A 12914-nucleotide genomic window follows, 5' to 3' on the forward strand; every position below is an offset into this window, starting at 1 on the left:
AAAATAACGATGAAGAAATTAATATATAGTTTATTGGCCGGAGTACTCCTGATCTCCTCATGTAAAGACCAGGATTTCATGAACATAGACCCGAATAAACCTACACAGGCCCATCCTCAGCTGCTCCTGACAAAAGTAGAATGGAATGCTTTCCGTGCTTTCGGTGGTACCTCGCCTTTATATGCAAACCGTATGCTCGTACAAACCGACGGAGAGAGCGAAGGCCAGTACTTTAAATGGGGAAGAGGAGATTTTTCTCCTTATGCGAACCTCAGAGATGTGACCAAAATGGTTGAAGAGGCAAAGAGAATTAATGACAACTCCTATGTTGCACTGGCCAAATTTTTCAGGGCTTATTATTTTTACAATTTAACGCTCACTTTTGGAGATATTCCTTATTCTCAGGCCCTGATGGGAGAAAGTGGACAAGACTATGCCCCGGTTTATGATACCCAAAAAATGGTATTTGCAGGGATCCTTAGAGAACTGGATGAAGCGAATACCATGCTTAAGGGTGTTAACGGATCCATTGCCGGCGATATCATTTACAAAGGAGATGCAGCAAAATGGCGCAGATTAATCAATGCTTTCCGCTTAAAAGTCCTGATCACGCTTTCAAAAAAAGAAAACGATACCGACTTAAAAGTGAAAGAAGCATTTACACAAGTGATGCAAAACGAACTTCTTCTGGGAACAGAAGCTGGTGGCGATGGTCAGCTGGTATTTTTAGATCAGGAAGGAAACCGCTATCCTGAGTTCAACTCCAGCGGATTCGGCTCAGGTATGTTTATGAGTGCCACTTTTATCGAACAGCTGCAGGCCAGAAAAGACCCGCGCTTATTCCTTTACTGTACACAAACAAAAATTGCAAAGGAAGCAGGCAAAGCCATAGACGATTTTAGCTCTTATGAAGGTGGAGATCCTGCCGCTCCTTATGCTGAAACGAGTATCAAAGCTGCAGCAGGTAAAGTATCGAAAGTGAACGACCGCTTTCCAAGTGACCCTGTAAATGAGCCCCTGGTATTAATGGGATATGCAGAGCAGGAACTCATCATCGCAGAAGCAATAGTAAGAAACTGGATTTCAGGCGATGCCAACCTGCATTATAAAAATGGAGTAAAAGCTTCTTTCAAATTCTATCAGAATTATGTGAAAGGATATACCGCATTTTTTACGGAAGAGAAAGCCAACGAATATTTAGCACTGCCGATAAACGACCTGGCACTTAGCGCAACTACTGAACAAAAAATTGAACAAATCGTTAATCAGAAATATTTGAGGACATTTTTTCAATCCGGATGGAGTGCTTTCTACGACCAGCTCAGAACGGGTTATCCTGAGTTTCGCAGACCACAGGGAGTGGCGGTTCCTTTCCGCTGGATTTATCCTCAAACGGAATATGATAACAACAGGGCCAATGTTTCCAAAGCAATCGAAAATCAATTCGGTGCAGGTAACGACAAGATCAACCAGCAGGTTTGGTGGGTAAAATAAGCAACGACAAATAATAATTTTTAAAAGGATTGATTAGTTTAGTCTGATCAATCCTTTTTTACAATACAATTCAATGGAAAGCAGAAGAGATTTCATTAAGAAAGCCACATTATTAACCGGCGCCCTTGGCGTTGCGGGGATGTTGCCAGCCTCAATACAAAGAGCAATGGCCATCGATCCTAAAGTAGGAAGTACCTTTTTAGATGCAGAACATGTTGTGTTTCTGATGCAGGAAAACAGGTCTTTTGACCATGCATTTGGTACACTTAAAGGGGTCAGAGGATTTAACAACCCCAGAGCCATCACCTTACCTAACCAGTATCCAGTATGGCTGCAAAGCAACAAAAAGGGAGAAACCTATGCGCCATTCCGGTTAAACATTAAAGATACCAAAGCAACCTGGATGAGCTCCCTCCCCCATTCCTGGGAAAATCAGGTGGATGCCCGGAACAACGGTCGTTATGATGGATGGCTGGAAGCGAAAAAATCCGGCAATAAAGAATATGCAGAGATGCCCCTGACGATGGGTTATTACAACAGGGAAGACATTCCTTTTTACTATTCTTTAGCGGATGCTTTTACCGTGTGTGACCATAATTTTTGTTCTGTGCTAACAGGAACAAGCCCTAACCGCTGTTTCTTCTGGACAGGTAAGATCAGGGAAAAACAAGAGGAAAGTTCCATGGCCCATCACTCCAATGGATTTATTGATGGTTCGGAACGCTTAAACTGGAGTACTTTTCCGGAACGTTTATCGAAACATGATGTAGACTGGAAAATCTACCAGAATGAGCTGAGTGTGGGCGTAGGTTTTGAGGATGAAGAGGACGACTGGCTTTCCAATTTCACCGACAATGACATGGAGTTTTTCAAACAGTATCATGTTAAAAGACATCCCGAGCACCTGACCTATCTGCGTAAGGCCAAGGCCGAACTCGAGAACAAACTAAAAGAAAAGACGGATGCCAGGCTTCAGGAAAAGCTTAATTTTGTAAATAAAGAAATTGCCTTCCTGGAAGTAAACACCCTGGATAAACTGAGTCCGGAAGAGCTGGACCTGCATAAAAGGGCTTTTGTCACCAACAGAAATGATCCGGATTTCCATGAGCTGGAAACCCTGACCTATGATGATAAAGGGACTCAAAGGACCGCTAAAATCCCTAAAGGGGATGTATTACATCAATTCCGTGCGGATGTTGATGCCGGCAAACTACCTACTGTTTCCTGGCTGGTTGCCCCTTCCAACTTCTCTGATCATCCCGGAGCTCCATGGTATGGTGCCTGGTATTTATCAGAGGCTATAGATATTTTAACAAAGAATCCGGAAGTATGGAAGAAAACGATCTTTATCCTTACCTACGATGAGAACGATGGATACTTTGATCATTTACCGCCTTTTGTGGCACCAAATCCGAAAGACGCAACTGCTGGAAAAGTATCAAAATCATTAGACAGCAGCCCCGAATATATTTATAAAGGTGAGCATAGCAAGAGAGAAAGCCCGGTAGGCTTAGGCTTCAGGGTACCGATGGTGGTGGTTTCCCCATGGTCCAGAGGCGGCTATGTCAATTCGCAAACCTTTGACCATACTTCTTCGATTCAGTTTCTGGAGCATTTCCTAACGCATAAAACGGGCAAAAAGATCTATGAAGACAACATCAGCTCCTGGAGAAGAAGTTTATGTGGTGATTTAACGTCAGTTTTCAGACCCTATAACGGAGAACACATTCCCCTGCCAAAAGCAGTAGAAAGAATGCCGTTTTTGGAAGGCATTCACAAGGCTAAATTTGCAAAGTTACCCAACAATTTTAAAAACCTGGATAAGGCCGCTATTGCAGAAATACTTAAAAACCCGAAGAACAATCCCAATTTACCTCAACAGGAACCAGGCATTAAACCCGCAAATGCCATCCCTTACGAACTGTATGCAGATGCAGCATTTGACCCGGCAAACAAGCAGTTTAAGATCAATTTCACAGCAGGAAAAACCTTTTTTGGAGATCGCTCCAAAGGTGCGGGATTTATCGTTTACAGCGGGGACAAAAATTGGAACTTCACTGTTGATGCCGGTGATACCATAGATTATAACTGGCCATTGGCTGATTTTAATACCGGAACTTATGATTTAAAAGTATACAGCTCAAATGGTTTTTACCGCAGGTATATCGGTAATGCCAATGATCCTGAAATTGCGGTCTCTTTAAAGTATCAAAGTGAGAAGGACGGCAGACGGGTAAACGGCAATGTGTTGCTTCACATCAGACGTTTAGCAAAAGGCAACCCGATTAAATTTACGATACGGGACAACAGTTACAAAAAACCAACGCTGAAAGCGGTGTTGAACAAAAATCAGGAAGAGATTTTTATTCCAATTGATATCAAAGCAAGTCATAGCTGGTATGATTTTACGGTAACAACAGAGAACAACGAAGTGTATAGTCAGCAATTTGCAGGACATGCCGAACATTCAAAAGAGAGTTTTACCGATCCTTTAATGGGTAAACAATATTAGTAGTACAGGCTCATCGTTCTCCCCGGACGCCCCGGGAAGAAACGATGAGCCTGTTTTCATTATTACCAAACTACACCTCAATTGGCTAAACGTTTCGCCTGCAGCACATGTCTTTCGATATGATATACCAGGAACCGTAAAGTATCGCCTAATCTTAACTTTATAAAGCTGGTTATCGAGATTGGTGTTTTGGCTTTAACAAGATCAATAGCTTTGGCCCGTACAAGCAATGATTCCAATTGCTCCTGCTGCTTTAAAAACCGGTCAATAATGGAAACGGTTAAATCGCAATTTAAGGGGTTCATTTCTTTCTGTGCGGACATCTTTTTAACTGTGCCGGGCTTAACCCGAATTAAGTTAACGAAATAGTTTCCAATTATACCGCTACGGAATACTCCGGGAATTTTAGGAGAGGTATTACAAAGAATGGCCTGTTCTATGACCGGAAGATAAAAATCACCATATAGGGTTAAATGTGCGATACATTCTAAAATACTCCATGTCTCCGGATTGCTTTTATGCTTCAATTGGGCAGTAGGTAAAGTACTGATTTCTTTTACTGAAATCGTGGACTCCCGGCTGATTTCCAAAAGCGCCGATACCAGCGCTTCATTTTCTATTTTCATTTCCGCTTGATTAGTTCAGCAAAAATGAAAAAAATGTATTTTGCGCAGCTTGATTGAAATCAAGAATTTCGGATGCGGCTCAGCGTTTCGGGAGTCATCCGCAAATAAGCAGCGATATATTTTAAAGGAATGTGTTGAAAAAGGTCAGGACTCCGCTCGAGAACCCTTTGCAGGCGTTCTGTTGGAGAAACCGTCAGCAAGTCAATCTCCCGCTCCATTTGTTGTGCAATTACCGTTTCCAATAAGCATTTGTACCCGTTTAAACTTTCAATGTCCTTATTTACAATTTCAAAAAGTTCTGCTTTGGAAATTACTTTTACGCTTGTCTTCCTAATGGCTTCCATATAAAATGCAGATGGGCTATCCTTAAGAAAAGAGGATAAAGAATTGATAATTGACCCCTGGTAGCCCAAACGAATGGTTTGCTCCTCTTGCGCCGACAATAAGAAAACACGTACTGCACCAGATTCAATATAATACAGATTCTTTTCGATTTCTCCTTCTTTAAGCAGCAATTCCCCTCTGGAACAGATCCTTTTCTTTCCCAAAGTTTTCAATGAATTGATCAGACTTAATGTAAAAGCATGTTCTTCTCCCATCACAATTACCTTCTATTTTAATCTTATTTCTTCATGCCAATAGTACAATCCTTCGGGTTCAAAAATATCTCCTTTCAGGTATCTTTCCAGAAATTCTTTTAAAGATGAGGTCAATATGATCTCGACATCTGCGACATTAAAGATTTCGTAACGGTTTTCAAACACCCTTAACGACCAAAAATCAGAGCTGACCAGGTAATCAGAAAAATGAAACCAATTGCTTCCATAATCTACCTGAAAATCTGTGATCTCTTCCAGTTTCTTCACGTTAAACATGTGCTCCTCGCATTCAAAACCATTGCAAACCGAGTAGAATTCAATAAAATCTTCCGGCAACCTAAAACCAATCTTTCTTTCAAAAGCTTCAATACTTTGAATGGAAGCAGCTGGGTTTATCGTTATTCCTTCCTTTAGGTGTTTTAACTGAATCTCAGATATAAGCCTGTACATCGTCATAGATCTAAGGTACTTCTATCAGAAAACATTTGCCAATTTCACCTTAAAATAAAATTGGTTCACCAGAGGAAACTTTAGTAGCTTAGTATAAACCAAGCCGTTATTCTGATCACCATTTTTAAGGAGTGTCCTTAACGATTTCCCCTTAGCAAATACCAGCTATTCAAATACCGGTCTTAAAAATGTACGCTCATAACTGATGATACACCTGTTTTCCTGGGCTATTCTGAACGTCTCCAGACATTCCGGATCCGTTTGCATCCGGTTTCTGTAAATTTCATAATCAGCCAGACTTGGAAATGAAAATAGTGCAAATGCGATATTGCTGGCTCCTTCGCTTGGCATAAAATAGCCATGATGTTGTCCGCCAAGACGGTTTACCAATTCTATCCATTTCTTACCATAGGCTTCAAAAGCAGCCAGTTGATAAGGATCAATAATATATTTTAAATGACAAGTAACCATAATCTTAATTTATAAGGTAAAAAATTCCATTGTGAAATCGTTGTATTTCAATTCTGTGATTTCATTTACATAAGGTATATTTTCTTCCTGGGTGTATTTTGCTTTATAAGCCAGGCTAACCAATCCGTTCATTTTCTCATCCCTCAGCGGCAGTCCTTTCACATCAATTATTTGCGTTCCAAACTTTAACTGCCCTACTCCCTGACCAACAAATTCAGTAAACCAGCTTCTATTGCTCATTCCCCAGCTTCTTGCGAAGATTCTTGAACCCACAGAAACCATCCAGATATCCAGAAATGCTGGTCTGCTTGTTCCCCCTTTTATTCCTATCAGATTATTGGTACTAAGGTATTTTATCAGCGCTGCAGAAGTTAAGTCTTTATCCATATTTTCTTTCCAGGAATCAAATATTTCCCGGATGCCCTAAATTAGTCAAGTTTATTTCATTTTTCTATTAATTTTACGCGTTCATCATCCATCGCTGCATTCCGGGATCTGATTGTTCTTCCAGCATCAGGAACAGCTGCTCAAGCCTTAAAATTCTAATTTTCAAGCCAATAACAGACCGGTTAACGTAAAAGAAATCAGTACTGCCATAAAAGTTATTCCGTCATAAAAACCGCAACTTAATTACACGCTAATATTTAGAATCGTGCATTGCTTTTTTAAAATAATTAAACATTGTGATTGTCAATATATTGACTTAGCTTTAGCTTGATATTATTGCCATGATGAGGTGTTAAAATTTTTAGTTTTTTATTCCTGAATCATTTTTAACATCAAATTAAACAGGTTGATTTTAACCCTTTAGTTAAAATCAATCAGATGTATGATTAGCTGCTCTCAAACCAGCAAACTTCTTGCCTCAACTCAATAAACTATATATCACGGTATATGGCTTATTGACCATAAGTAGATCGTTGATCAGCTATCAATCTTTTTCAAAGGCGGATACCGAAAAGCCTGAATAGAGTAGGTACCACTAATATTTAGACAAAAATATGTCAACTGCAGTTAACCCTCTCACCTTTATCAGTGCACCAGAACAACAGCACATGCTGTTCCTTTTTTTACCCATAACCAAAGGCACCTGGAAAACAGCTTTAGCCGGTGTTCATGAACTTCAAAAACAAGCATTACAGGTTTCTGATCCGGGTCCCGATTTACGCGCTTCTACAGGAGTACACTTTTTTCTTTTCTATGCATTGCCGGCAAACACGAGGCCTGCACTTAATGTAACCAGTTTTCAAACTGAACAGGATAAAGACCTGCTTGTGGTACAAGCCATATATGACGCTGATTTTGCACCCTATATTGGTTCATTCGTTCAGCAACCTACAATTGCCGCCGGTCTGGATCTGATTGTTGAACTTTTAGACGAAAGCAATATCCCGGGGATAGATCCAAATGGACCTAACTCTGCGAACTTTATCAAAGACAAAGGAGGAGTAGCGTCTAACCCTGATGCGTTCAATTGCCTGCTCATGAATTATAACTTCGCAAACCCCGTAGTTCCGGGAGCAGCTTATATTGATCCAAAGACGATTAAAAATCCAATTTTTGGCGCAACTTTCCCCGGGCTTACGGTCGGAAAAATCCTTCAATATTATCCCAATGCAAATCAGTTATGGCCTTTTCCTCCGGCAAAAAATGTAGTTTTCGGAAAATCCATACAGCCTCAATGTAATTCATAGCGGATCCATCTAATTCAAGTCGATATGACAGGTACTCCTTCAAATACTGCCCTTGATGATATCCAGGGGTTGATACTCCGTGGCTATAATTTTCAGCACATACGGTACATCATTTTAAAAATACAAAACCCATTGGGAGCACAAAAATTTTGTGCAGCATTGTTGCCGGAAAGCGAGTCGCCGCTTAGTATCACTACTGCAACGCCATGGTCCGGAGGAATAAAACCTGCGTATTGTTTAAACCTGGGTGTCTCCTATTCTGGTTTGATCCAGCTAATAGGAAAAGACAATTGTTCTTCCGTGGCTAAAGCCAGCCCGAAACTTTTCAATATCTATCCGCAAGGCGCCACGGATCTGAACAATACAGAACTGATAGGTGATACAGATGAAAGTGCTCCGGCCAATTGGTGGAGCAGATCGGGAGGATGGCTGCTGCCGGAGCCACCAACGGCAACCGGTAATGAATTACACCTACAGCTGACCCTATATGTGAATGTGCCCGAAGACAGAGATAAATATTATGATCTTTTACTAGGTATGATTCCTGTTATCGCCGGCCAACCTGCATTGGTACCTGCGTTTTTTAAAGATTCCGATCCTATTAAAGTAGGTGAAGACCTGGACTACATCCATTTTGGTTATAAGGATAGCTTATCTCAACCCCGCGTTGGTGAAGTGCCATGGAACAAAACTGCCAATCGGTTAAAAAATGGAATCAGTACCATAGATGACCGTCCAATTGTGCCAGCTTATCATTTTGCGATTAGCCTTGACAAAAATGTACCCTACAGAGCTCATCCATTGCTGCTAAACGGTAGCTTCGCGGCTTTCCGTTTGTTATATCAGGATGTTGAAGCTTTCAATGCCTTTATCAATAAAAGCTCAAACCCCGAATTGGTTGCCGCTAAAATGTGTGGCCGCTGGTTTGACGGAACTCCTTTGGAAGTATCACCGGATGGGGAGGATAAAACCCTTAAGGATTTTGACTATACCAACTTTAATTACATTACTGCAACTCCCAACCAAAAAGGCCCCAGGACTGAAGATAACCTTGGCCAGCTTTGTCCGTATGCATCTCATATCCGCAGGGCTAATCCCAGGGATGACGCTTATGTTAAAGGGAATGAACCTGTAAACGGTAAGCCGCAGTACGCGGGCCAGCATCGGGTAATGCGCCGTGCTTCACCATACGGACCTGTTTATCAGCCAGGAGAGGCATCGGGTATACAAAGAGGTTTGGTAGGCTTATTTATTGGAGCCGATCTTTTCAATCAATTCCAATTCATTATGAGCCAATGGATCTCGGCGGGTTCATTCCGGAATCCTGATACACCGAACAACAGTGGCATAGATCCGCTATTCGGGCCCCAGCCAGATGATCCGGACCCAAATCATCAAAATCTGGAATACTATGTAGGACAGAATGGAAATAATCCGCCGTATGAAGATTTAACCGGCCTTACCCGCTTTATTCGCACCGATGGCAGTCTCTATGTGTTCCTGCCGGGAATAAACGCACTAAGGTACCTATCAGAAGGAAAAATACCGACGATATAAATCATTCTATAGCTCAACAAAAGCTAACTGTAAAAAAGAGCTCATTTAAACAAAAGGACGGCCTTAAAAAGCTTAGAATTCTTTGCTGGGGAGGTACCAGATTACCAGCAAAGAATTTGTCCTTTTTCAGCTCAGGATGATAATTTCCAATCGGGTCTTTCAAAATGACAGGTATACCCGTAAGGCTGCTTTTGCAAATAATCCTGATGTTCCTCTTCAGCATTCCAGAAATCAGTTGCAGGAACAACTTCTGTTACAATTGGTCCGGGCCAGATTCCGGAGGCTTCCATATCGGCAATTAATGTATTTGCAGTATCACGCTGTGTTTCATCCATAAAGAAGATAGCAGAACGATAAGAAGTGCCGATATCATTTCCCTGCCTGTTTCGTGTTGTTGGGTTATGAATCTGAAAGAAATATTCAAGAAGTGCACGATAGGATAAAAGTTCGGGATCAAATACGATTTCTATGGCTTCCGCATGTGTCCCATGGTTTCTATAAGTTGCATTGGGAACATCTCCTCCTGTGTATCCGACTACCGTCGAAATCACACCAGGATATTGCCTGATTAGTTCTTCTACTCCCCAAAAACAGCCGCCGGCCAGAATTGCTTTTTCAGTATCCATATCCTTTTCTTTTTTTATAGAATAAAGATACACTGCCGGTGCCTAAATGACAAAGAAATTGAAAATGATGATTTCCCGTTTACATACCTCCCAAAAACATCCTGCTTTATCAATGTCTGAGTGATACCCGAGCTATGCCATTATTTCTATTTAAAAAGTACAGCCAGTGAAACATAAAACACAGAGCAGACAGCAGTTAAAGTCGTTCCATAAATTCCAATGCTTTTTCAATAAGCGATTACTCCTGCAGGATCAAATTAAACTGGTAAAATTTCACAAAACCATGTTGGAACCGGAAAAGAAAACAGGGCAAACATCATCGCAATGCATGAAAATCAGATAACAATTAAACAAATAGATATTCACAAGATATAATTACACTTAATTATTTAGTTACAATTAATCAATTGTCTATTATAATTCACATATTTAATTTAAGCCTACATTGATTCGTAGCCGAATTTAAAAACTTAAAAAAATATTATGAGAAATTTAAAAGAGGTTCAAAAGTTATCAAGAAAAGATTTAAAACACGTAATGGGCGGAGGCCCGATTGACCCTGTTGGTTGTAATTGTTTCTGTTACACCGGTCATGTAAAATCGAGACATTCCTGCAGAACATTGTGCGCAGATGGTTCTATACCTGGTGTAGACTCTTTCCCAGAAGGAGGTTCAGCATCAGATTGCGGTTACCCTCCTCAATTGCATTAGCCTAACCCGGGTTAAAAAAAGATGGCCTTAAAATGTGGTGAAGGCCATCTTTTACATTCATTTCAGGATTGCTGATAAGCTTTAAATTTCCGTGATGAAGATTATTTAGCGTTGATCTTTAAATTTTTCCAACTTCCGGCGGAGCCTGTTCCTACCCAATACCCAAGCATTTTTCCACCGGTATCCACTAATGACTCCAATTCAAGAGCCGCGGTGTTATTTCCGTTCACATAGACACTTATCCTCGCTTCCGATACGACTATTTTTACATGGAACCATTGATTGGGATCAGGCTCAGGTACAACCGGCTTTTCATATTTATTAGGAAAATCAGTCCGAAGTTTTGGCCAGTCGTATTTTGGACTTGTAATGTATTGTACGGCATGAGCCTTTCTGACCGGGTCTGTTGAGCGGAAATTAAAAGGCCGGAAATACACCGCTTCATAGGTAGTATCATTCAGTCCGTGAAAAGCGATGCCCACAAAGCTTCCCTGAAATTCGTCCTTTCCTTTGACATCAAACTCAATTACCCCTTTGACGAATGTCTTTCCTTTAATCCATGCGATCCCAACGCCCTTTGCCTGATTCAAGTGGATGGTTCCGTACTTCTTATCCGAACTGACAGTGCGGTTAACTGTTCTGTACTTTTCTTTTAAATCCTGTGCCCGGGCGGTTTTAGCAGCACTTACAATGATCAGCAATGAGACAACCATTGTTGAAAGACCAATTACTTTTTTTGTCATAAATTGTTATACTTTTAAATGATTTAGATCCGGCAAATGTGAATAATAATTAAAGCAGCGCCTGTTCAATCCTGCGTCAAATGTGTGCAAATACAGGTAAGTTTATAAATTGATAGACATTGAATGAATAACAGTTTAGAAATAAAACATATTAAAAAGTGTCTGGAATTAATAGAAAACAGGCTAAACTGGGGTCCAGGCAGCGACTGGAAAGGTTATGATTTTGAAAAGCTGAGTATAGAGATCCAGGAGGCCACTGCTGTAGTCTTGAGTGTGACGACGCTGAAGAGACTCTGGGGAAAACTGAAATATACCAATGTCCCCACTGCCACCACATTGAATACACTGGCAAAATTTGCAGGCTATCAGGATTGGAGAACGTTTAAGCACAAGGAACCATTGGAATACCCAGAAAGCGCGGTACCGGAAGGGGCAATGACGGAGGTCGCAGTAAAGGAAAAGAAGATCAGGAAGACCTCTGAAAAATGGAAATACTGGTCGCTGGGATTCTTTTCGGTACTCGTTATGATAACCGGCTTATTACTTTTATCGAACATGAATACCGCAATACCCATCATTGATGCCTCAGCATATAAATTCAGCAGTAATAAAATCAAAACAGCAGGAGTTCCCAACTCGGTCATTTTTAATTACGATGCAACAGCTGCCCGTACAGATGCTGTCTTTATTAGCCAATCCTGGGATGTGAGCCGAAAAGTAGCGGTATCACGACAGAAGAACATATACTCCGCCATCTATTATAATCCCGGTTATTACCGGGCAAAGCTGATCATTGAAAATCAAATCGTAAAAGAGCATGACCTCATGATTTCATCTGACGGATGGATGGCCATGATCTATAAGGATGGAAACGTTCCGCTTTACTTTAAAAAAGAGGAGGTACTGAAAGACCATCGGGTAGAAGTCAATGAAGAACTATTGTCCAGCTATCATCTTCCTTTACAACCGTCTTTGCCTGCCTTGCGCTTTTATAACGTACAGGATATGGGAGGCATTAAGAATGATCATTTTATTTTTGAAACCAGCCTGAAAAGTGATTTTAGTAGAGGTACTGCTGCCTGCCAGCGCGTGGAAGTGCTGATCATGTGCAAAAATGACGTCATTATCATACCACTTTCTTCTAAAGGCTGTGTAGGTGACCTGTCACTATATGCAGCGGGGACAGAGGTACAAAGTAAGGATGCAGACCTCTCGAAATTTGGTTGTGACCTGGATCAATGGGTAGCGCTCAGGGTCGAAAGTAAAAACCGACACCTGCGTTTTTTCATCAATGGTGAACAGGCCTACTCAGTTACCTTTCCAAATGAACCCTCTGATATAATCGGATTACAATATCGTTTCAGCGGTACCGGTGCAGTAAAAAACACCAGGCTTATCAAAGACCGGCAAGTGATTAACCTGGAATAGTTC

At 41.1% G+C, this 12914-nt stretch carries 12 protein-coding genes; 5 read left to right on the top strand and 7 right to left on the bottom strand.

Annotated features, from left to right (window positions below):
* Window positions 1-9 precede the first annotated feature (9 nt).
* Both DBR43_RS07575 and DBR43_RS07580 read left to right on the top strand, forming a co-directional pair.
* Window positions 10-1494 carry a SusD/RagB family nutrient-binding outer membrane lipoprotein gene (locus DBR43_RS07575; protein ID WP_124579394.1) on the top strand — a complete coding sequence of 495 codons (1485 nt, stop codon included), beginning with the start codon at window positions 10-12 and terminating at the stop codon, window positions 1492-1494.
* 73 nt (window positions 1495-1567) lie between these two features.
* Window positions 1568-4006 (top strand): phosphocholine-specific phospholipase C, encoded by a 2439-nt coding sequence (locus tag DBR43_RS07580; RefSeq protein WP_124579396.1) that lies wholly within the window; start codon window positions 1568-1570, stop codon window positions 4004-4006.
* Window positions 4007-4083: 77 nt separating this feature from the next.
* On the opposite strand, the gene DBR43_RS07585 is transcribed toward DBR43_RS07580, so the two are convergent.
* The 5 genes from DBR43_RS07585 to DBR43_RS07605 form a co-directional block, all read right to left on the bottom strand.
* A complete protein-coding gene (locus DBR43_RS07585) occupies window positions 4084-4632 on the bottom strand; it encodes a DinB family protein (RefSeq protein ID WP_124579398.1) in 549 nt (182 codons plus the stop codon).
* Between the two features lie 59 nt (window positions 4633-4691).
* On the bottom strand, window positions 4692-5231 hold the full coding sequence (locus tag DBR43_RS07590; protein WP_124579399.1) for a Crp/Fnr family transcriptional regulator: 540 nt from the start codon (window positions 5229-5231) through the stop codon (window positions 4692-4694).
* A 12-nt stretch (window positions 5232-5243) separates the two neighbouring features.
* A complete protein-coding gene (locus DBR43_RS07595) occupies window positions 5244-5681 on the bottom strand; it encodes an SMI1/KNR4 family protein (protein WP_158622456.1) in 438 nt (145 codons plus the stop codon).
* 165 nt (window positions 5682-5846) lie between these two features.
* A complete protein-coding gene (locus DBR43_RS07600) occupies window positions 5847-6152 on the bottom strand; it encodes an NIPSNAP family protein (protein WP_124579403.1) in 306 nt (101 codons plus the stop codon).
* Window positions 6153-6161: 9 nt separating this feature from the next.
* Window positions 6162-6539 (bottom strand): DUF2255 family protein, encoded by a 378-nt coding sequence (locus DBR43_RS07605; RefSeq protein ID WP_124579405.1) that lies wholly within the window; start codon window positions 6537-6539, stop codon window positions 6162-6164.
* A gap of 614 nt (window positions 6540-7153) precedes the next feature.
* Here DBR43_RS07605 and DBR43_RS07610 point away from each other — a divergent pair.
* Together DBR43_RS07610 and DBR43_RS07615 are read left to right on the top strand one after the other, a co-directional pair.
* Window positions 7154-7846 carry a hypothetical protein gene (locus tag DBR43_RS07610; RefSeq protein ID WP_124579407.1) on the top strand — a complete coding sequence of 231 codons (693 nt, stop codon included), beginning with the start codon at window positions 7154-7156 and terminating at the stop codon, window positions 7844-7846.
* 24 nt (window positions 7847-7870) lie between these two features.
* Entirely contained in the window at window positions 7871-9403 is a 1533-nt protein-coding gene (locus DBR43_RS07615) for a hypothetical protein (protein WP_124579409.1), read from the top strand.
* 131 nt (window positions 9404-9534) lie between these two features.
* Here the strand turns inward: DBR43_RS07615 and msrA are convergent, their stop codons facing one another.
* Both msrA and DBR43_RS07625 read right to left on the bottom strand, forming a co-directional pair.
* Complete coding sequence (gene msrA / locus DBR43_RS07620; RefSeq protein WP_124579411.1) at window positions 9535-10029, bottom strand: peptide-methionine (S)-S-oxide reductase MsrA; 495 nt, start codon at window positions 10027-10029, stop codon at window positions 9535-9537.
* Between the two features lie 812 nt (window positions 10030-10841).
* The gene (locus DBR43_RS07625; protein ID WP_124579413.1) at window positions 10842-11483 is read right to left on the bottom strand and encodes a hypothetical protein; all 642 of its coding nucleotides are present in this window, start codon (window positions 11481-11483) and stop codon (window positions 10842-10844) included.
* A gap of 123 nt (window positions 11484-11606) precedes the next feature.
* Between DBR43_RS07625 and DBR43_RS07630 the strand changes: the two genes are divergently transcribed.
* Window positions 11607-12911 (top strand): hypothetical protein, encoded by a 1305-nt coding sequence (locus DBR43_RS07630; protein ID WP_124579415.1) that lies wholly within the window; start codon window positions 11607-11609, stop codon window positions 12909-12911.
* Window positions 12912-12914: the final 3 nt, after the last annotated feature.

It is taken from the genome of Pedobacter sp. KBW06 (assembly GCF_003852525.1).
Classification (GTDB): domain Bacteria; phylum Bacteroidota; class Bacteroidia; order Sphingobacteriales; family Sphingobacteriaceae; genus Pedobacter.